17 protein-coding genes are annotated in these 21,249 nt (G+C 67.2%); 10 read left to right on the forward strand and 7 right to left on the reverse strand.

The features are described 5' to 3' along the window. The first annotated feature begins 51 nt into the window (after positions 1–51). From POS15_RS16485 to POS15_RS16500, 4 genes are all read left to right on the forward strand, one after another. Complete coding sequence (locus POS15_RS16485) at positions 52–762, forward strand: HAD family hydrolase (RefSeq protein ID WP_019185543.1); 711 nt, start codon at positions 52–54, stop codon at positions 760–762. Positions 763–790: 28 nt separating this feature from the next. Continuing rightward, positions 791–2,161: a leucyl aminopeptidase family protein gene (locus tag POS15_RS16490; protein WP_019185542.1), complete on the forward strand. Its 1,371-nt coding sequence runs from the start codon at positions 791–793 to the stop codon at positions 2,159–2,161. Between the two features lie 153 nt (positions 2,162–2,314). Next, a complete protein-coding gene (locus POS15_RS16495) occupies positions 2,315–3,427 on the forward strand; it encodes a catalase family peroxidase (RefSeq protein ID WP_019185541.1) in 1,113 nt (370 codons plus the stop codon). Continuing rightward, the gene (locus tag POS15_RS16500; RefSeq protein ID WP_019185540.1) at positions 3,424–3,990 is read left to right on the forward strand and encodes a cytochrome b/b6 domain-containing protein; all 567 of its coding nucleotides are present in this window, start codon (positions 3,424–3,426) and stop codon (positions 3,988–3,990) included. The genes POS15_RS16495 and POS15_RS16500 overlap by 4 nt, the downstream gene beginning before the upstream one ends. Positions 3,991–4,111: 121 nt before the next feature. Here the strand turns inward: POS15_RS16500 and POS15_RS16505 are convergent, their stop codons facing one another. Continuing rightward, positions 4,112–4,714 (reverse strand): response regulator transcription factor, encoded by a 603-nt coding sequence (locus POS15_RS16505; RefSeq protein WP_019185539.1) that lies wholly within the window; start codon positions 4,712–4,714, stop codon positions 4,112–4,114. Beyond that, positions 4,711–5,946 carry a sensor histidine kinase gene (locus POS15_RS16510; RefSeq protein ID WP_284128524.1) on the reverse strand — a complete coding sequence of 412 codons (1,236 nt, stop codon included), beginning with the start codon at positions 5,944–5,946 and terminating at the stop codon, positions 4,711–4,713. The genes POS15_RS16505 and POS15_RS16510 overlap by 4 nt, the downstream gene beginning before the upstream one ends. 279 nt (positions 5,947–6,225) lie before the next feature. Here POS15_RS16510 and POS15_RS16515 point away from each other — a divergent pair, with 279 nt between their 5' ends. The 5 genes from POS15_RS16515 to POS15_RS16535 all read left to right on the forward strand — a co-directional run bounded on the left by POS15_RS16515 (position 6,226) and on the right by POS15_RS16535 (position 14,104). Further along, positions 6,226–7,470, forward strand: coding sequence for an efflux RND transporter periplasmic adaptor subunit (locus POS15_RS16515; protein WP_284128525.1), 1,245 nt, complete (start codon positions 6,226–6,228; stop codon positions 7,468–7,470). Between the two features lie 195 nt (positions 7,471–7,665). Continuing rightward, positions 7,666–8,355, forward strand: a complete 690-nt coding sequence (locus POS15_RS16520) for an ABC transporter ATP-binding protein (RefSeq protein WP_019185536.1) — start codon at positions 7,666–7,668, stop codon at positions 8,353–8,355. A 14-nt stretch (positions 8,356–8,369) separates the two neighbouring features. After that, a complete protein-coding gene (locus POS15_RS16525) occupies positions 8,370–9,530 on the forward strand; it encodes an FtsX-like permease family protein (RefSeq protein WP_046274366.1) in 1,161 nt (386 codons plus the stop codon). Positions 9,531–9,540: 10 nt separating this feature from the next. Then, on the forward strand, positions 9,541–10,851 hold the full coding sequence (locus tag POS15_RS16530; protein ID WP_284128526.1) for an ABC transporter permease: 1,311 nt from the start codon (positions 9,541–9,543) through the stop codon (positions 10,849–10,851). A 430-nt stretch (positions 10,852–11,281) separates the two neighbouring features. Beyond that, positions 11,282–14,104, forward strand: coding sequence for a TonB-dependent receptor (locus POS15_RS16535; protein ID WP_284128527.1), 2,823 nt, complete (start codon positions 11,282–11,284; stop codon positions 14,102–14,104). A gap of 463 nt (positions 14,105–14,567) precedes the next feature. On the opposite strand, the gene rarD is transcribed toward POS15_RS16535, so the two are convergent. Both rarD and yedA read right to left on the reverse strand, forming a co-directional pair. After that, positions 14,568–15,488, reverse strand: coding sequence for an EamA family transporter RarD (gene rarD / locus POS15_RS16540; RefSeq protein WP_019185532.1), 921 nt, complete (start codon positions 15,486–15,488; stop codon positions 14,568–14,570). After that, positions 15,485–16,387, reverse strand: a complete 903-nt coding sequence (gene yedA, locus POS15_RS16545; protein ID WP_019185531.1) for a drug/metabolite exporter YedA — start codon at positions 16,385–16,387, stop codon at positions 15,485–15,487. Before yedA ends, rarD begins: the two co-directional genes overlap by 4 nt. Positions 16,388–16,564: 177 nt before the next feature. On the opposite strand from yedA, the gene POS15_RS16550 reads away from it, so the two are divergent. Beyond that, entirely contained in the window at positions 16,565–17,899 is a 1,335-nt protein-coding gene (locus POS15_RS16550) for an MFS transporter (RefSeq protein ID WP_019185530.1), read from the forward strand. A gap of 239 nt (positions 17,900–18,138) precedes the next feature. Here the strand turns inward: POS15_RS16550 and POS15_RS16555 are convergent, their stop codons facing one another. The 3 genes from POS15_RS16555 to POS15_RS16565 all read right to left on the reverse strand — a co-directional run bounded on the left by POS15_RS16555 (position 18,139) and on the right by POS15_RS16565 (position 21,165). Then, positions 18,139–19,791 carry a M28 family metallopeptidase gene (locus POS15_RS16555; RefSeq protein WP_284129661.1) on the reverse strand — a complete coding sequence of 551 codons (1,653 nt, stop codon included), beginning with the start codon at positions 19,789–19,791 and terminating at the stop codon, positions 18,139–18,141. Positions 19,792–19,862: 71 nt separating this feature from the next. Further along, a complete protein-coding gene (locus POS15_RS16560; RefSeq protein ID WP_284128528.1) occupies positions 19,863–20,795 on the reverse strand; it encodes an MBL fold metallo-hydrolase in 933 nt (310 codons plus the stop codon). A 40-nt stretch (positions 20,796–20,835) separates the two neighbouring features. Next, entirely contained in the window at positions 20,836–21,165 is a 330-nt protein-coding gene (locus tag POS15_RS16565) for a hypothetical protein (protein ID WP_019185526.1), read from the reverse strand. Between the last annotated feature and the right edge of the window lie 84 nt (positions 21,166–21,249).

A 21,249-nucleotide genomic window follows, 5' to 3' on the forward strand; every position in this document is an offset into this window, starting at 1 on the left:
ACTCCCTGCGCGCGCGATGAAAGCCCGCGCGCGCAGGCGTAGAATGGCGGGGTGAATTTTCCCGTCCAAGCCATCACCCTCGACCTCGACGACACCTTGTGGCCGTTCGCCCCCATTGGCGCCCGCATCGACCAGGTGTTGTACGAGTGGATGCTCCAGCACAGCCCCGCCACCGCCGCGATGTACCCGGTGGCGGCGATGCGCGAACTGCGCGAGCGCTCCTTCCATGACAACCCGCATCTGCACTACGACCTGAGCGCGCTGCGCCGGTTGACGCTGAGCGAGGCGCTGGAGAAAAGCGGCGCCGACCCGGCCCTGCTGGAACCGGCCTATGAAGCGTTCTATGCCGCGCGCAACCAGGTGGAGTTCTATCCCGATGCCATGGACGCGCTGGCCCGGATCGCCGCGCGCGTGCCGGTGGCCGCCCTCAGCAACGGCAATGCCGACCTGCAGCGGATCGGCGTATCGCACCACTTCACCTTCCAGCTCGGCTCGCGCGAGCACGGCGCGGCCAAGCCAGCCGCCAGCATCTTCCACGCCGCCTGCGAGCGCCTGGGGGTCGCCCCCGCCCACGTGCTGCACGTCGGCGACCACGCCGAGATGGACGTGGTCGGTGCGATGCAGGCAGGCCTGCGCGGCTGCTGGATCAACCGCGTCGAGCACACCTGGACTCATCCTTCACTGCAGCCCGATCTGCAGTTCGACACCCTGACCGGGCTGGCCGACTGGCTGGATGCGAACGCATCCGTCCCGCATGCCTGAGCGGCCGCCCAAGGAGCCTTCGAATCCCATGTCCCAGATCAACGGTTTCACGTCCGATACCTCGCATGCGCTGCCGCTGCATGTGATGACCCGCGAGCAGTACGCCGGCTGGCGCGCACGGCAGTCCGACGCGCTCGGCGCGTGGCTGGATGCGCAGCGCTTCAACGGCAGCGGTGGCAGCGTGGTGCTGCTGCCCGGCGAGCACGGCCTGGCCGGCGCGATCGTCGGTGTCGGCGACCCGGGCGATGTCTACAGCTACGCGCATGCACCGTTCGCGCTGCCGGAAGGCACCGTGTGGACACTGGCCGACGCGCTGGCGCCGGAGATCGAGACCCTGCTGCAGCTTGGCTGGGGGCTGGGCAGCTACCGTTTCGCGCGCTACCGCACGCCCAACCGCGCGCCGGCCCAGCTGGCCGCCACGCCTTCGGCCGAAGTGCGCGATGTGATCACCGCCAGCCTGCGCGTGCGCGACTGGGTCAACACCCCGACCGAGGACATGGGCCCGCAGCAGCTCGAAGACGCCGCGCGTGAAATGGCCACCGCCCACGGTGCGCAGATCGAGGTGATCACCGGCGATGCCCTGCTCGAGCAGAACTTCCCCTCCATCCATGCCGTGGGCCGCGCCTCGCACCGGGCCCCGCGCCTGATCGTGCTGCGCTGGGGCAATGCAGGGCAGCCGCACGTTGCGCTGGTCGGCAAGGGCGTGTGCTTTGACACCGGCGGGCTGGACATCAAGCCGGGCGATGGCATGCGCAACATGAAGAAGGACATGGGCGGCGCCGCGCACGCGCTGGGCCTGGCCGGGCTGATCATGGCCCAGCAGCTGCCGGTGCAGCTGACCCTGCTGATCCCGGCGGTGGAAAACGCGATCGGTCCGGATGCGTTCCGCCCGGGCGAGGTGATCGCCACCCGCAAGGGCCTGAGCATCGAGATCGACAACACCGACGCCGAAGGGCGCGTGATCCTGGCCGACGCGTTGACCTACGCCAGCGAGCAGCAGCCGGAGATCGTGCTCGATTTCGCCACCCTGACCGGCGCGGCCCGCATCGCGCTCGGTCCGGATCTGCCGGCATTGTTCAGCAACGACGACACTCTTGCCCAGCAGTGGCTGCAGGCCGGTGAATCGGTGCGCGATCCGGTCTGGCGCATGCCGCTGTGGCGCCCGTACCTGCGCTACCTGCACAGCAACATCGCCGACCTGGCCAACGCCGGCTCGCGCATGGCCGGCTCGGTCACGGCCGCGCTGTACCTGGAGCGTTTCATCGCCGAAGGCCAGACCTGGGCGCATCTGGATGTGTACGCCTGGAACGACGGCGAACGCCCGGGCCGTCCGGCCGGTGGCGAAGCGCTGGCGCTGCGTTCGGCCTGGGCGATGCTGAAGACGCGCTACGCCGTCTGAGGCAGCGCACCAGCGGCTGAACCCGACGATCCCCGCTCCGGCGGGGATCGTTGTTTTCAACAGTTGTCGAAAATGTGAATATCGGCCTGCGCCGCGTTCTGACACCATGCCCCTGTCGCCCCCCACACGCATCGTGAAGGCAGGAATCCGGACATGTCGCTCTTCGGCTACACCCGCGCTGGTCGCGAACCGGGCGGCCCACGCCCTCCCTCACCGCTGCTGTGGATCGCGCTGATCGCCCTGATCGCCGGCGGCCTGGTGCTGGCCTTTGCCTGGCTGGCCGGCTGGATCGGCCGCGACCGCGTCACCGCACAGACCTTCACCGATGCCATCGAGGCGACCGGTCCGCCGCAGCCCGGCTTCCGCCGTGCGCACACCAAGGGCGTGTGCGTCAGCGGTGTCTTCCAGGGTACGCCCGAAGGGGCAGCGCTGAGTTCGGCACGCGTGTTCCGGCAGCGCCAGGTGCCGGTACTGGGCCGCCTCTCGATCGGCGGCGGCGACCCGCATGGCGCCGACAACAAGGCCCGCGTGCGCAGCATGGCGCTGCAGCTGGTCAGCGATGACGGCCAGGAATGGCGCATGGCGATGAACAGTTTCCCGTTCTTCGCGGTGCCCACCGCCGAGGCCTTCCTGGAACAGACCCGCGCCGGCATCCCGGACCCGGCCACCGGCAAACCGGACCCGGCGAAGATGGCCGCCGTGCTGGAGAAGTACCCGTCCGCGCGTGCCTTCCAGCAGTGGGCCAAGACCGCCCCCTGGTCGAACAGCTGGGCCAACACCGCTTACAACGGCGTCAACAGTTTCCGCTTCACCGCCGCCGATGGCAGCCACCGCTTCGTGCGCTGGAGCATGCGGCCGCAGGCGCCCTTCGAGGACATGACCCCGGAACAGCGCGCGCAGTCCGACGACGATTTCCTCAGCGAGGAGTTCGCCCGGCGCCTGGCGCAGGGCCCCGTGCGCTGGGACATGTGGGTGACCATCGCCAACGACGGCGACCCGATCAACGACCCCTCCCAGGTCTGGCCGGAGGACCGCCGCCAGGTGAAGGCCGGCACGCTGACGCTGAGCAGCATGCAACCGCAGGCCACCGGCGCCTGCCGCGATCTGAACTACGATCCGCTGATCCTGCCCAGCGGCGTGGCCGGCACCGATGATCCGATCCTGGCCGCACGCTCGGCGGTGTACTCGCAATCGTTCAACCGCCGCGAGCGCGAAATCGCCAGCGGCAAGGCACCCGCCGCCACGGGCAAGGAGGGTGCGCGATGAACCGTGATGCCGGCCATTTCAATCTCCTCGCCCGCGTCCTGCACTGGCTGATGGCGGCGATGATCCTGGCGATGCTGTTCGTGGGCGTGACCATGGTTGCCTCGCTGCACTGGCGGCCGGTGCTGATCGATCTGCATCGGCCGCTGGGCATCGCGATCCTGCTGCTGGTGCTGGTGCGCCTGTACAACCGCCTGCGGCATCGCCCACCGCCGCTGCCGGCCGATCTGCCCGCCTGGCAGGCCGCCGCCGCGCATGCTTCGCATTGGGTGCTGTACGGGCTGATGCTGGCGATGCCGCTGATCGGTTGGGGCATGCTTTCGGCCGGTGGCTACCCGATCGTGATGGGCGGCGGCGTGCATCTGCCGGCGATCCTGCCGCACAACCCGGCGCTGTATGCCGCGTTGCGCAACGCCCACAGCCTGCTGGCGTATGTGCTGTTCGCCACGGTGGTGATGCATCTGTCGGCCGCGCTGTTCCACCTGTGGGTGCGCCGCGATGGCGTGTTCCAGGCGATGGCAAAGGGCCCGGGCGGCACTTCCCCCACCGACACGGATCCGCGGTAACCACCGACCGCTGGCCGGTGGTATCGGATCGCATGCATCTCCGGCACCCCGGTAGTGCCGGCCGCTGGCCGGCTCTGCATCCTCTCGATCGAGAATAACGGGAGCCGGCCAGCGGCCGGCACTACAACCAGCCTTTCTGCCGCGCCAGCCGGTACGCTTCGATGCGGTTGGCCACGCCAAGCTTGCCGATGCACTCGGACAGGTAGTTGCGCACGGTGCCGTGCGACAGCCCCAGCTGCATGGCGATCTCGCTGGCCGAGCGGCCGTCGCCGGACAGGCGCAGCACCTGGCGCTCGCGATCGTTGAGCGGGTCGGCCTGCGACCATGCATCCAGCGCCAACTGCGGGTCGATCGCGCGGCCGCCGTGCTGCACCTGGCGCAGTGCATCGGCCAGGCGTTCGGCCGGTGCATCCTTGAGCAGGTAACCACAGACGCCGGCATCCAGTGCGCGGCGCAGGAAGCCCGAACGCGCGAAGGTGGTCACGATCACCACCTTGATCGGCAGGCCCTGGCGGGCGATCCGCTGCGCCAGTTCCAGCCCGGACAAGCCGGGCATTTCGATATCGGTGACCAGGATGTCCGGCTTGAGCTGCTGCAGCATCCGCCATGCGGCCTCGCCATCCGCGGCACTGCCCAGCACCTCGATGTCCGGCTCCAGCCCGAGCAGCGCCGATAGCGCGCCGCGTACCATCGCCTGGTCTTCAGCCAGCACGATGCGGATCATGATGCGCCCCGGGCCGGCAGCGACGGCGCGGTCGGCACCGCCACAGGCGCCACCACCGCCGTGGTCGCGGCCGGCAAGGTCACGCGGACCGTTACGGACGTCCCCTCGCCCTTCGCCGCGTGCAGCACCAGGGTGCCACGCAGGGCAGCGACCCGTTCGCGCATGCCGGTCAGGCCGTTGCCATCCACGTGGGCACCGCCACGCCCGTCATCGCGGATCTGCATCGACAAAGTGCGCCCGTCCTGCTCGAAGGTGATCCACGCCTGCCGCGCCTGCGCGTGGCGGGCGACGTTGGTCACCGCCTCGCGCAGGACCAGTGACAGCGCGCGCTCGATATCGACGGGCATCGGTGGCGGTGGCGCGTAGTGCAGATGCACATGCTGGTACTCCAGTAGCAACCGGGCCGAGGCGAGTTCGGCCGCCAGATCACTGGCGCGGATCCCGGTGACCGCACTGCGTACTTCGGCCAAGGCCTGGCGCGCGATCGTTTCGGCTTCGGCCACTTCGCGGCGCGAGCCCACCGGATCGCGGTCGGCCAGCTTGCGCGAGAGCTCCAGCTTCAAGGTGATCAAGGACAGCGTGTGCCCCAGCAGGTCGTGCAGATCGCGGCCGATGCGCTCGCGCTCGGCGGTCGCCGCCAGCCGACGCACTTCGTCCTGGGACAGCTGCAGCGCCGCATCCTGTTCATGGCTGGCGGTCTCGAAGTTGACCACCAGGCTGATGATCATCGCCATGCTCGGAATCCAGATCAGCGCCTGCCAAGGGTAATGGGCCAGCAAGCCCACCACCACGAACAGCGCGTTCAACCCGGCCAGTTGCAGCAGGTAGCGCCCATAGCCACTGCGGCGCGAGACGCGCAGCGTGACGCAGCCGAAGATGAAATAGCTCACTGCCGAGGGGTACCACGCCAGCGGCACCAGCCCCAGCACCACCATCGACAGCGCGTAGCGCGGCGCGTGGCAGCGCGGTGCCAGCAGCACCCCGGCGTACAGCACGAGGAACACCGGGTAGGTCAGCAGGGTCAGCGCCGCCCAGCGCCAGGTGTAGCCGCCGCCGAACAACGGCGTCAGGAACACCCACAGCGTCCACAGCAGGTGGATCGCATCGACCCACGGCGATTTGCCGCGCCGTATGTTCTCGGCCACGGCCGAGTCCGGCGCGGGGCGCAACAGGGAGGCGAACCGACTGGAGGGCACGGACGTTTCCAAAGCAGGACGATCAGGCGCGATCATGCCACTTCAGCCGATGCGCCGCAGGCGGCGCTGCCGTGGTGGATCTCCACGTCGTGAAGGCAGGTCAGGGGCAAGGCAGTGGACTCGATGAGGACACCCACAGCGTCACCCCCGGGGCCGCCCGGCCCCAGTGGCCGTCGTCAGCCCATGCAGGTGACAGCTGTCACTGCCGCCGCGCCAGGCCGCGGGGCATGCTGTCCGCCACCCGGCCACCGTGCCGGTTTGCCCCTCGGCCGCCGATGCGGTCACACTCGGCCCGATTCCCCGTCCAGACTCACGATGAACGCATCCGCTGAACTGCTCAAGGAACTCCGTATCGACCGCAAGGCCGGTTCGCCGCCGCCGTCGCCCCCGCGACGTGGCCGCTGGATCGCGCTGGCGGTCGTCCTTCTCATCCTGCTCGCCGGCCTGGCCTGGTTCGTGTTCGGCCGCGAGCGCCCCATCGCCGTGACCACCGCGCCCGTCGTGGCGATCCAGCAGGGCGGCGCCAGCAGCTCGGTGCTCGACGCCAGCGGCTATGTGGTCGCCCGGCGCATGGCAACGGTCTCGGCCAAGATCACCGGCAAGGTCCGCGAGGTGATGATCGAGGAAGGCATGCGCGTGGAAGAAGGCCAGGTGATGGCCACGCTCGACCCGATCGATGCCAACGCCCAGCGCAGTCTGTCGGCCTCGCAGCTCGAGGCCGCACGCAGCCAACTGGCCGGTCTGCAGGCACAGGTCGCCCAGGCTGATGCCGAGGCCGGGCGCCTGCAGGCGCTGGTCGGCCAGCAACTGGTCTCGCGTTCCCAGTACGACCTGGCCATCGCCCAGCGCGACACCCTGCGCGCCCAGCTCAAGACCGCCCAGCGCAACACCACCGTGGCCAGCGATTCACTGGCGATCGCCGATCTGGGCGTGGACAACAACATCGTGCGCGCGCCGTTCTCCGGCGTGGTTACCGCCAAGGCCGCACAGCCGGGTGAGATCGTTTCGCCGCTGTCGGCCGGCGGCGGTTTTACCCGGACCGGCATCGGCACCATCGTGGACATGGATTCGCTGGAGATCGAAGTCGAGGTCGGCGAATCCTTCATCGGCCGGGTGCAGCCGAAGATGCCGGTCGAAGCCACCCTCAATGCCTACCCGGACTGGAAAATTCCGGCCGAGGTGATCGCGATCATTCCCACTGCAGACCGCGGCAAGGCCACCGTGAAAGTGCGCGTGGCGCTGAAGGCCAAGGACCCGCGCATCGTTCCCGAGATGGGCGTGCGGGTCAGCTTCCTGGAAAGCGCCCGCCCCGCCGAAGCCGCCGAAGCCGCCAAGCCGCAGGGCGTGCGCGTGCCGGCCTCGGCGATCGTGGAGCGCGGGCAGAAGACCGTCGCCTTCGTGGTCAAGGACGATGCCCGGGTGGAACAGCGCGCGATCACCGTGGGTACCACGCTCAACAACGACCGCCAGGTCACCCAGGGCCTGAAGGCCGGCGAGGTCGTGGTGACCACCCCACCGGCCGAGCTGCACGATGGCAGCAAGGTCACCGAAACCCCCTGACAGACAACGGGCTCGGTGGCCATTGCGCCACCGGCCTGCGCCCACGCGGTACGCGAGCCGCTCACGCTCGCGGCAAGTGCGATTTCCTCGTGCCGTCCCGGCGCGCACGGTGAGCGCTGCCCGTCCCCCTGGCGTCCGGAAGCCTTCGCCCAGACGCGCCGTACGTCTTTCCATCCGATCCACGGAGAACCACCCATGTCCACCCTGGTTTCGCTCCGCAACATCACCAAGACCTACCAGCGCGGCCCCGAGAAAGTGCAGGTGCTGCACGGCATCGACCTGGACATCCAGTCCGGCGATTTCGTCGCGCTGATGGGCCCGTCCGGCTCGGGCAAGACCACCCTGCTCAATCTCATCGGCGGCTTGGACACGCCCACCGGCGGTGAGATCGAGATCGAAGGCGAGCGCATCGACCGCATGAGCGGCGGCCAGCTCTCCACCTGGCGCAGCCACCACGTCGGCTTCGTGTTCCAGTTCTACAACCTGATGCCGATGCTGACCGCGCAGAAGAACGTGGAGCTGCCACTGCTGCTCACCCACCTAGGCGCCGCACAACGCAAGCGCAATGCCGAGATCGCGCTGACCCTGGTCGGCCTGGCCGACCGCCGCAGCCACCGCCCGAACGAACTGTCCGGTGGCCAGCAGCAACGCGTGGCGATCGCCCGTGCGATCGTCTCCGACCCCACCTTCCTGATCTGCGATGAGCCCACCGGCGACCTGGACCGCCAGTCCGCCGAGGAAATCCTGGGGCTGCTGCAGCAGCTCAACCGCGAACACGGCAAGACCATCATCATGGTCACCCATGATCCCAAGGCCGCCGAGTACGCCACCCATACGGTGCACCTGGACAAGGGCGAACTGGCCGGCGCGCCAGCGGCCCACTGACGGAGGATGCGGCGATGAAATATTTTTCGCTGGTCTGGGCACAGCTGTTCCGCAGCAAGACCCGCACCCTGCTGACGCTGTTGTCGGTGGTGGCGGCCTTCCTGCTGTTCGGCATGCTCGATTCGGTGCGGGTGGCCTTCAACTCCGGCGGTGACACCATCGAAGGTGCCAAGCGGCTGGTGGTCTCCTCCAAGCTGTCGATCACCCAGAGCCTGCCGTTGCGGCTGCTGCGCGATATCGAAGCCACCCCCGGCGTGCGCAAGGTCAACTACGCGATGTGGTTCGGCGGCATCTACCAGGACCAGAAGAACTTCTTCCCGAGCTTCTCCGTCTCGGACAACTACATGGACCTGTACCCCGAGTTCGAGCTGCCGCCCGAGCAGGCCGAGGCGTTCAAGAACACCCGGACCGGTGCGCTGGTCGGTGAAGCCCTGGCCAAGCGCTTCGGCTGGAAAGTGGGCGATACCATTCCGATGCAGGCCACGATCTTCCCGCGCAAGGGCAGCAACGACTGGCCGCTGGTGCTGAGCGGCATCTACCGGGCCAAGGACCGCAACAACGCCAGTGCGGAAAACCAGCTGATGCTGCACTGGAGCTACTTCGATGAATCCAACGATTACATCAAGAACCAGGTCAGTTTCTATACCGTCCAGTTGGAGAACCCCGCACACGCCTCGCGCGTCGCCCAGGCGATCGATGCGCTGTCGCTGAATTCCGATCACGAAACCAAGTCGCAGACCGAGGCCTCGTTCTCGCAGGCCTTCGCCAAGCAGTTCGCCGATATCGGCCTGATCGTCACCGGCATCATGGCGGCGGTGTTCTTCACCCTGGTGCTGCTGACCGGCAACACCATGGCCCAGGCGGTGCGCGAGCGCATCCCGGAGCTGGCGATCCTCAAGACGCTGGGCTTCAAGGATGGCACCGTGCTGGTGCTGGTGATGGTGGAGTCGGTGCTGCTGATCGTGCTCGGCGGGCTGATCGGCATGGGCCTGGCCTCGATCGTGATGCCGGTGATCAGCGCCAGCAGCCAGGGCATGATCAGCCTGCCCGGCGTGCCGGCGCAGACGTGGGGGGTGGCGCTATGCCTGATGGCGGTGATCGGGATCGTGGTGGGCCTGCTGCCGGCACTGCGCGCGCAGCGGTTGAAGATCGTCGATGCACTGGCCGGGCGCTGAGGAGACCACCATGAACAAGCAATGGATATGGAACGTCGTGACGGTGCTGGCGCTGCTGGTCGCCTTGGTAGTGTGGATCGTGCTGCCGTGGTGGATGGTGCTGGCCATCGCCGTGCTGCTGGCCGCCTGGCTGGTGCTCACCCGTACTGGCCGTCTGTCGCTGGCAGCGGCGCGGATCGGCATCGCCAGCCTGCCGCAGCGTTGGGGTGCCTCCTCGGTGATCGTGGTCGGCATCGCCGGCGTGGTCGGGGTGCTGGTGGCGATGCTGGCGATGGGCGATGGCTTCAAGGCCACCCTGGAGCGCAGCGGCAGCGATGACGTGGCCATCGTGCTGCGCGGCGGCTCACAGGCCGAAACCAACTCGGTGGTCATGCGCGACCAGGTGCCACTGATCGAGAACCTGCCCGGCGTGGCCCGCGGCAGCGATGGCAAGCCGCTGATCTCCGCCGAGCTGTCGCAGGTGATCAGCCTGCTCTCGCGCAGCGACCACAGCGATACCAACGTGCAGTTCCGCGGCGTTGGCGAGCAGGCGTGGGCGGTGCGCGACAACGTGCGCATCATCGCCGGCCGCAGGTTCAAGCCCGGCCTGCGCGAAATCGTGGTCGGCAAGGGCGCCCAGGCGCAGTTCGAGGGCCTGGAGATCGGCAAGACCCTGCAGCTGGGCAAGCAGGAGTGGACGGTGGTGGGCGTGTTCGCCTCCAACGATGTGCACGAGTCGGAGCTGTGGTCGGACACCCAGACGTTGTCCACCACCTACAACCGCAGTGCCTACCAGTCGGTCAACGTACGCACCGAAGGGGCCGCGGGCTTCCAGCAGTTCAAGGCGGCCATGGAGGCCGACCCGCGCCTGAAGCTGGATGTGGAGACCACCCGTGACTACTACCGCAAGCAGTCCGGTGGCCTGAGCAAGCTGATCAGCATCCTGGGCACGGTGATCGGCGCGATCATGGCGATCGGTGCGGTGTTCGGTGCGCTCAACACCATGTATGCGGCGGTGGCGACGCGTGCCCGAGAGATCGCGACGATGCGTGCGATCGGTTTCCGTGGCGTGCCAGTGGTGACCGCGGTGATGCTGGAGACGATGCTCCTGGCGCTGCTCGGCGGCCTGCTCGGCGGTCTGGTGGCATGGCTGGTGTTCAACAACTACACCGTTTCCACGCTGGGCAACAATTTCAGCCAGGTGGTGTTCCAGTTCCAGGTGTCGCCGCAGCTGCTGTGGACAGGCTTGAAGTGGGCGCTGGGCATTGGCCTGGTGGGCGGCTTGTTCCCGGCCCTGCGCGCGGCGCGACTGCCGATCACCACGGCGTTGCGCGAGACCTGAGCGATACGATCGGACAACGCGCGTGCGCGTGATCGCGCACGCGAAATAGCAACTCCGGAACCGCACTTGCAAGAGTGCGGTTCTTTTTTTTGCAGCGCACGTTCACTGCACGTTTAGCTCTCCAGCGCGCAGCTGTACACGCGCTGCAAAGGAACATCGCACGCGCTCAAGTTGCTTCGCACGTCGCCGCTATTGCGCATCGACCCAGCGCGGCGGACCGCTTCTGCATGCGTCTCGCGACGATGACAAAAAGGTTTCGTCTGAATGCGTGGTTTTGTCAGCCATCGTTCATTTACAGCGCTTTTTACGCTTTCAAATGAAAGTAAAAAATTTGAAAAGTCATTAGACTCCCGCCCCCCACGTCGTGGTGTGTTGTTCCCCACGCCGCCCGAACGGGCGAATGTTTTTACAGAGAAAGAGAAACGCACGGATGTATTTGAAGACCAATCCGCTGCGCAACGCGATCGCCATCGCGCTTGTCGCCAGCTGCAGTGCCCCCGCCTTCGCACAGAGTGCCGATGACGGCACCACCAACCTCGATCGCATCGAGATCACCGGCTCGCGCATCCGCCAGGCCAGTGTCGAATCGGCCCAGCCGGGCGTTGCGCTGAACCGCGCCGAGATCGAGAAGAAGGGCTACGTCAACGTCGCCGACATCCTGCAGGACGTCACCGCCGCCGGTTCGCCGAGCATGAGCCGTGCCTCCTCGCTGGAATCGGGCCGCGACTTCGGCGGTATGTACGTGAGCCTGCGCAACCTGGGCCCGGAACGCAGCCTGGTGCTGATCGACGGCCGCCGCATGGGCGTCAGCGCCGGCGGTTACTCCGACCTGGCCTCGATCCCGTCCTCGATCGTGGAGCGCGTGGAAGTGCTGACCGACGGTGCGTCGGCCCTGTACGGCTCGGACGCCATCGCCGGCGTGGTCAACATCATCACCCGCAAGAACTTCGACGGTGCCGAAGTCAACGCCTACGTTGGCCAGTACAGCGAAGGTGACGGCCAGAAGACCGCTTACAGCGCGACCTTCGGCAAGACCTTCGACCGCGGCTGGGTCACCGTGGGTGGCGAGTACACCGACGAAGATCCGGTCCTGGGCGGCGCGCGTGAGTTCACCGCCTACCCGAACGGCCCGCGCCACACCGGCGACGGCCTGAGCGGTGTCACCCCGTGGGGCTATGCGACCGTCAACGGCCGCAACCTCAGCGTGGGCCCGGGCGGCGATCCGACCCAGCTCGGCAACTTCAAGCCGGCCGACAAGGCCAACGACGCCAACACCAAGACCAACATGAGCCTGCTCACCGGTCTGCAGCGCAAGTCGGTGTTCGCCAACGGTGGCTTCTCCATCACCGATGACCTGCGCCTGGTCGCCGATGCGCTGTACAGCGAGCGCGAGTCGAGCAAGCAGCTGGCCGGTTATCCGTACCAGAGCACCGGTTCGCGTGCGCTGCTGTCCAAGGACAGCGCGTTCAACCCGTTCGGCCAGGACGTTGCCTTCGCGCACCGTACCGAAGAGCTGCCGCGCGGCACCGAGAACAACCTGACCACCAAGCGCGCCAGCCTGGGCCTGGAAGGCAGCTTCGACACCGGTTCGCGTTACTGGGACTGGAACGTCAGCTACATGTACAACCGCAATGAAGGCGAGCGCATCGGCACGGGCAGCATGTACCAGCCGAACGTGAACCAGTCGGTCGGCCCGTCGTTCCTGGATGCCAACAACGTCGCCCATTGCGGCAGCGTCGGCAACGTGATCGCCGGTTGCACCCCGTGGAACCCGCTGGCGCCGATGGGCTATACCGGCCCGGGCTCGATGAGCAACCAGGACGTGCAGGACTTCCTGTTCACCCGCTTCACCGACAAGATGCAGAGCACCACCAAGGTGGCCAGCGCGAACATCTCCGGCTCGCTGTTCACCCTGCCGGCCGGTGACATCCTGGGTGCACTGGGTGTCGAGCACCGCAGCGAAGAAGCCAGCTACTCGCCGGACCTGATGGTCCGCAACGGCCAGATCGCCGGCACCACCGGCCAGCCGACCCAGGGCGATTACTCGCTCAACGAGGTCTACCTGGAACTGCAGGTTCCGCTGCTGGCCGACATGGCCTTCGCGCGTGAGCTGTCGCTGGACATGGCCGGCCGCTATTCGGACTACAACAACTTCGGCTCGACCACGAACACCAAGTTCGGCCTGAAGTGGAAGCCGATCGACAGCCTGCTGGTGCGCGCCACCTACGGCACCGGCTTCCGCGCGCCGACCGTGGAAGATCTGTACGGCGGCACCACCAGCACGCGCGACTCGTACACCGATCCGTGCGATACCAACTTCGGTGCGGCCGCCAACAACCCGCAGGTCCTGGCGCGCTGCCTGGCCAATGGTGTCCCGGCCAACTTCCGCCAGCTCGCCGCGGACGGCAGCGCTGCGACGGTGCCCGGCCAGCAGGGTGGCACCGACTTCAGCTCGGGCTCCAACCCGGAACTGAAGCCGGAAACCGCCAAGACCTGGACCGTGGGCATGGTCTACAGCCCGGAGTTCGTCTCGGGCCTGGACCTGAGCCTGGACTGGTGGAAGATCCGCATCAACGACGTGATCGTCGGTGAGTCGGCCACGGACATGCTCAACCAGTGCTATGTGCTGGGTGTGGATGCCGCATGCGACCGCTTCACCCGTGCCAAGTCGGGCCGCACCATCGGCCAGGTCAACGGCCTGGACCGTACGCTGCTCAACGCCGGCTACCAGGAAACCGCCGGCTATGACCTCTCGGTGCGTTACCGCCTGCCGGAACTGGCGATCGGCAAGTTCGCGGTCTCGTGGAACACCACGTATGTGGATTACCTGGAGCGCAAGAACGACAACGTCGACACCACGCCGGTGCGTCAGTACACGGGCTGGGAAGGCAACTTCCGCGTGCGTTCGAACCTCAACCTGGATTATCAGTACGGCAACTTCGGCCTGGGCTGGACGGCGCGTTACTACTCCAGCATGAAGGAAAACTGCGCGTACACGACCGAGTGCAGCAATCCGGGCTTCAGCTCGGCGTACACGGGCCGCCAGGGCGTCAACAAGGTGGGTTCGAACACCTTCCACGACATCCAGGTGCGTTACGTGCTGCCGTGGAACGGTACGGTTTCGATGGGCGTGAACAATGTGTTCGACCATCAGGGTCCGATCATGTACAGCCAGCCGAACAGCAGCTTCACGTACTACGGCGGGTTCGATATCGGCCGTTACATGTACATGAAGTACCAGCAGCGTTTCTGATCGGGCTTGCCTGATCACCCCTTTCTGATCTGCGGCTTACTCTCTCCAAGCCGCCGAGTGGAAGTAAGACGGCGCCTTCGGGCGCCGTCTTTTTTTTTGCGCTGCAGTTTTGGAGCGATGGCTTCTGGAGCGATGGCTTTAAGAGCAACAGCTCTTTGGAGCAATAGCTCCTTGGAACAACAGCCTTCAGTGCTGGACTCGCCCTGGCTTGGGCGGGCACGGGTGGGTTGTCGGGACCCGCTGCAAGTCCCGCTCCGCGGCCCGGCCCAGCCGCTGGCGGCTGTGCGTTCAGTCGCATGCGAGGCAGTGCCTCGCAAGCAATGCGCCTTCACCCATGTAAGCTCGTATGCCGCCATCCATGGATGGGTTCACGGCGGGTCCCGCGCACCCACCCACACCCCGCCTGGCCACGCAGCCCAGCAAACCAGGGCTCAAGCTTTCAGGCTTTCAGGCTTCTCAGCCTTCAGCGCTTCAACGCACCACCCGCCCGCGACCGCCACAGACCGTCGCCGATGAACAGCAGCAACCCGGTCCAGATCGCAGCGAAACCCACCGCCTTGGCCGTATCAAACGGCTCGCGGAAAAAGAACACGCCCAACAACAACCCGATACTCGGCGCGATGTACTGCAGGATTCCGACCAGCGACAGCGGAATCCGCTTCACCCCGTACGCAAACCCGATCAACGGCAGCGCCGTCACCGCCCCGCCAAGGATCAACAGCGCATCATTGCGCCAGCCCCAGCCACTGAAGAACGCCCCGCCGTGCCCGTTCTCGCTCCACAGCGCGAACCCGATCGCCGGCAGGAACAGATACAGACTCTCCACCCCGAGCCCCGCCACCGGGTCGACCGAAATCATCTTGCGCAGCAACCCGTACAGACCGAACGAACAGGCCAGCCCCAGGGCGATCCAGGGCGGCCTGCCGGCATCGATGGTCAGCCACGCCACACCGAGGGCCGCGCAGCCCACCGCGAGCCACTGCAGGCGGCGCAGGCGCTCGTTGAGCACCACCACGCCGAGCACCACGCTCACCAGCGGATTGATGAAGTAGCCCAGACTGGTCTCGATCACATGCCCGGCGTTGATCGCCCAGATGTACAGGCCCCAGTTGAACGCGATCGCCACGCTGCTCAGCGCCAACGTCGGCAGCGCGCGTGGCTGCGCCGCGATGGCCTTCCACCAGCCCGGGCCGTTGCTCAGCAGCAGCCAGGCCACCACCAGCACCGTGCTCCAGATGATGCGGTGCGCGATGATCTGCTGCGAGGGCACCGCATTGAGCAGGTGCCAGTAGACCGGCACCAGGCCCCACAGGGTGAAGGTGAACGCGGTGATCGCCAGGCCGCGGCGCTGCTCCTGCAGGCTGTGTGGTGCGGGCAGGCTCACTTCGCTCGCGTCCGGGCCAGGGTCAGCACCACCACGCCGGCCAGGATCACTGCCATGGCCAGCAGGTCACGCCCGCCGAAGTGCTCGTTGCCGATGATCACGCCCAGGATCACCGCGATCACCGGATTGACGTAGGCATAGCTGGCCACCAGTGCCGGGCGCACGTTGTGCAGCAGCCACACGTAGGCGGTGAAGGCGACGATCGAGCCGAACATGCACAGGTAGGCCACCGCCAGCAGCCCATTCATGCTGGGCCAGGTGGTCGGGCGTTCGCCGCTGAGCAGGCCGAGCACGATCAGCATCGCGCCACCGCAGAGCATCTGCCCGGCGGCGGTCATGAAGGGGCTGGGCAGGTCCAGGCCGCGTGCCCAGATCGAGCCGAAGGCCCAGCCGATCGGGGCGATCAGCAGCAGGATCAGGCCCTGCGGGGAGGCGGTCAGGCTGCTGCCGGCGTTGAGCCAGACCACGCCGAGGAAGCCGATCGCGATGCCCAGCCACTCGCCGCGGCTGGCGTTCTGCCCACGCATCGCACCGAACAGGGCCATCCACAGCGGCACCGAGGCCACGGCGGTCGCCGCCAGGCCCGAGGAGACCGTGCGCTCGGCCAGCACCACCATGCCGTTGCCCAGGACCAGCATGGTCAGGCCCATGATCGCCAGGTTCCGCCACTGGCGCCGGGTCGGCGCGGGCGAGCCACGCCAGCGCAACACGGCATACATCAGCGAACCGGCGATGATGAAGCGGCCGCCGGAGACCATCGTCAGCGGCAGTGCGCCGCCCTCCAGCGCCAGCCGGATCCCCAGATAGGTGGACCCCCAGACCACGTACACCAGCAGCAGCGCCAGGACGACCAGGCCGCTGCGGGGAGCGGCCGACGGAGAGGGGGGTAGGACGGCCATGGGCCACCACGGTGCGGGGGAACACGAATTCTAGGCCGTTGCCGATGGCGCGGCACGCTTTGTGCTGGCACGCTGATTTCATCCAGCCGCACCGTGATGCCTGACACGCACCCGTTTTTGACGTGCGGTAAGGTAACAAGAGTAATCAACGCTTCCCAGCCAGGACCCCTACCCTGCATGAGCACTTCCGTCCCCGCCACTGCGGCACACCCCGAACGGGCCGCCCTGCGGCGCTCCATCTCCAATACCCTCAAAGGCTCGGCCGGTAATCTGGTCGAGTGGTATGACGTCTACGTCTACTCCGTCTTTGCCGTCTATTTCGAATCCCAGTTCTTCTCGGCCGCCGACAAGAACTCCACGATGTACGTGTGGGCGATCTTCGCCGCCACCTTCCTGATGCGCCCGATCGGTGCGTGGTACTTCGGCCGCTTCGCCGACCGCTACGGCCGCCGGTTGGCGCTGACGGTGTCGGTCACGGTGATGGCCGCCTGTTCGTTCCTGATCGCGATCACCCCGACCGCCTCGCAGATCGGCATCTGGGCCGCGGTGATCCTGCTGTTCGCGCGCCTGCTGCAGGGCTTCGCCACCGGTGGCGAGTACGGCACCAGTGCCACCTACATGTCCGAAGCCGCCATCCCGGGCCGCCGCGGCTTCCTGTCCTCGTTCCATTACGTCACCCTCGTCGGCGGCCACGTACTGGCGCAGCTGACCCTGCTGGGCATGCTGACCTTCTGGGGCAAGCCGGAAATCTCCGCCTGGGGCTGGCGCGTGGCGTTCGGCATCGGCGGTGTCGCGGCGATCGTGGTGTTCTGGCTGCGCCGCAGCATGGACGAATCGCTGCAGTCCGATTCCATCGATGCCGCCCGCGATGGCCGCGCCAAGGCCTCCGGCTCGATGCGCGAACTGTTCGTCAACCAGTGGCGTCCGCTGCTGCTGTGCTTCCTGATCACCGCCGGCGGCACCGTGGCGTTCTACACCTATTCGGTCAACGGGCCGAAGATGATCCAGAGCGCCTTCGCGGGCGATGACGTGATGACCGGCACGATGATCAATCTCGGCGTGCTGACCTTCCTGATGGTGCTGCAGCCGATCGGCGGCTGGCTGTCGGACATGGTCGGCCGCAAAAGCCTGCTGGTGTTCTTCGGCATAGGTGGCGTGCTGTACAGCTGGTACCTGATCACCGAGCTGCCCAACCAGCACGATCCGTTCATGGCCTTCCTGGTGCTGGGCATCGGCTTCGTGATCCTGACCGGCTACACCTCGATCAATGCGGTGGTCAAAGCCGAGCTGTTCCCGACCCATGTGCGCGCGCTGGGCGTGGGCTTTGGCTACGCGATGGCCAACTCGCTGTTCGGCGGTACCGCGCCGCTGCTGTACCAGGGCGCGCTGAAGACCGGCCAGGTCGGCATGTTCGCGGTGTATGTCACGGCGATCATCGCGGTGTCGCTGGTGGTCTACATGTTCTTCCTGACCAACAAGGGCCCGAACTGGCTCGATGGCACCCGGAAGTAACGGCCGCACCACCCGCCCCGCGATCACGCTGGGCGGGTGGATGCTGGCAATGCGGGTACCGGCGGCGTTCGCCCAGGCCAGCACGTCCTCTTACGCAACGCAGCGCCCTGACGGGCGCTGCGTTGCCATGCGTCAACCGTTCGGCGCGATGATTGCCTGTTGCCTGGCCGCGCTCGCGGCCAGCGGCGGGGGCGCGTGGCGCCTGCTGCGGCGGCGCTGAGCGCCGCCTGCGGTACGCCTCAACGGCGCGCCGATTCGCTCTTCTCGCGCTCGGCGCGGAATTCGGACCCTTCTTCCCACTGCGGCCAGCGACGGCTGTTGGCCAGTTCCGCGCCCAGGTCGTAGACCAGCAGGGTGTCGGCGGCATGACCACTCGGGTCCCAGCTCGGGGTCCACGCATCGCAGGCCTGGTGGTAGCAGGCGGCGAAGTACGCATCGCGCAGTTCACGGCCCTTCTCGATCCCGCCCTCACGCATGTCCAGCCCCGGGCCGATGGTGATCGCTGGCACGCCAAGGCGAGCGAAGGCGAAGTGGTCGGCGCGGTAGAAGAAGCCCGCTTCCAGATTCGCATCGGGCGAATAGGTGCGGCCACGTGCCTTGGCCACGCGCTCCAGATCCCCTTCCAGCGAGACCCGGCCCTTGCCCCACGAGGCGATGTCGCGGGTCGGGCCATCCGGGCTGAACATCTCGATGTTCAACACGGCGGCGGTCTTGTCCAGCGGGGCGAGCGGGTGCGCGGCGTAGTAGCTGGCCCCGAGCAGGCCCTTCTCTTCGGCGGTCAGCGCCACGAAGTACAGCGTGCGCTGCGGCTGCGGGCCGGCAGCGAAGACGCGGCCCAGCTCCAGCACGGTGGCCACGCCGGTGGCGTTGTCGATCGCGCCGCGACGGATGCGGTCGCCCTTGGCATCGGGCTGGCCGATACCGAAAGCATCCCAATGCGCGGAGAAGATCACCGCTTCATCGGCATGCGCACCGCCCGGCAGCTTGGCCACCACGTTGCGGGTGATCACCTGTTCGCGCTTGAGCTTGAAGTCCACCGAGAGCTGCGCATCGCCCAGGGCCACCGGCTTGAAGGCCGGGCTCATGGCACGGCGCTTCTCGGCCTCGAAATCCAGGCCCGCATCGCGGAACAGCTGCTCGGCCAGGCTGCGCTGCATCCAGCCGCGCACCGGCACGTGCTGGGCCAGGGCCTGCTCGCGGGTGCGTTCGATATCAAACAGCGGCGAGGTGCCCGAGCTCTTCACCGTGGCCCAGCCATACGCGGCGGGTGCGGTCTCGTGCACGATCAGCACGCCCTGCGCACCGCGGCGCGCGGCTTCTTCGAACTTGTAGGTCCAGCGGCCGTAGTAGGTCACGGCCTTGCCATCGAATGCGCCCGGCTGGTCGGCCTCGAAATCGGCGTCGTTGATCAGCACCACGGCGATCTTGCCGTGCAGGTCGACGTCCTTGTAATCGTTCCAGTGGCGTTCGGGGGCATCGATGCCGTAGCCGACGAACACCAGCGGGGCGTTCTTGATCGCCACCGCATCCTGCGGCCGCAGGCTCTGCAGGGTCACGTCCTCGCCATTGACCAGGGCGCGCTGCTTGCCCTTCTGGCGCAGCTGCGCACGCACCGGGCCGTCGACCTGCGCACGCACCATCGGCACCGGCTGCACCCAGCCGCCATCCACGCCGCCGGGCTGCAGGCCGTACTTCTTGAACTCTTCGATCAGGTACTGGACGGTGCGCTCTTCACCGGGCGTGGCAGGGGCGCGGCCCTCGAACTCGTCCGAGGCCAGGATCCGCACATGTCGCGACAGTGCCTCCGGATCGATGCCGCCGCCGGGCAGGTCATTGGCGGCGTGGGCCAGGCCGCCCACGAACAGGCAGGACGACAGCAGCAGCATGCGCATCGGATTCACGGCAGACACCAGGACGGAAAACAGGACACCGGAGTGTAACGTGACACCCCCGTGACCGTGCACTAGCGGCGGTCGCGATCCAGCCAGCACGCCAGGCCCTGGGCGTTGAGTTCGATATCCATCGCCAGCACCCGGGCCACCGCTTCATCATCCAGCGGGCAGCCATGCGCCTGCGCGCGTTCCAGGTACAGCGCGGTCAACGCCGCGACCAGGCAGCGATGCCGATCCGGCCGACCATCGCATTGGCGACCGATCTCGACCATGGCATCGATCTGTTCGACGAGATCGTCAGCCAGTTTCCACGGGGGTGCCACGCGCCCGTAGTGGGTCAGGTACATGGCCTGCGGATCGTAGGCCAGCATCTTTGCGATCGACTGCTTCAGCGGCTCCGGATCGAACTGCACCGGTGAGGAGGTGGGCACGATGAAGGCGCCCTGCGCGCTGTCCAGCTCGCGGTAGGACAGCCCGAAGGTGTCGCCGGTGAACCAGCTGCGGCTGCGCGCATCCCACACACACAGGTGATGGCGGGCGTGCCCCGGCGTATCCACGCACAGCAGCGTGCGCCCGGCCAGATCCACGGTGTAGCCATCTTCGGCGATCACCACCCGGTCAGCGGCAACGGCCAGGATCGGCCCATAGCTGCGCGCGATCTCCGCTTCACCGTAGACCTCGGTGGCCCCGGCGATCAGGCGGGTCGGGTCGACCATATGCGGCGCACCACGCGGATGCACCACCAGGGCGGCGTTGGGCAGCTGCTGCATCAGCAGGCCGGCACCGCCGGCGTGGTCGAGATGCACATGGGTCAGGATCAGCCAGTCGACCTGCTCGGGCGTGCAGCCGGCGCGCCTCAACGCGGCGAGCATCGCCGGCACGGCCAGGCCGGTGCCGCAATCGATGAACGCTGCCCGGCCGTTCTCGACGATCAGGTAGGCGGCATCGAAATCATCCCGCTGGAACGCGGTGTCGATCGTATGAATGCTGGGGTCGGAGTGCATCAACGCATCCCTGGCACGAAACGCCCCCATCTTACGTCGATCAGTGCAGCGGCTTCGATGCGGCTTTGGTCGCAGTCGCGCTCAGCAGTGGCCCGCGCAGCAGCACCGCGGCCACCATCACCGCCAGGAAGGCACCGTAGGCATAGAGCACGGCCAGTACCTGCCGCCAGATTGGACCGGCATCGTTCTGGACCACGCCGATATGGTGGCCCCACAGCATCGCCAGGATGCTCAGCACGAAGGCCAGCACCAGCGCGGCGCCGTCGAACACGCGGCGCGCGGTGCCACGCGGCTGGCGGGGGAACAGCCAGTACAGCGTGCCCAGCAGCACGAACCAGGGCAGGAACAACAACAACGACAACCAGGCCATCGCAGTCTCCCGTGCAGGATCACGCCCCGCGGCGTGCAGGGGCATCATGCCATAGCGGTGGCACCGGCCAACGGCCGACGCCTG

Origin of the sequence: Stenotrophomonas sp. BIO128-Bstrain (assembly GCF_030128875.1) — a bacterium.
GTDB classification, from domain to species: domain Bacteria; phylum Pseudomonadota; class Gammaproteobacteria; order Xanthomonadales; family Xanthomonadaceae; genus Stenotrophomonas; species Stenotrophomonas bentonitica_A.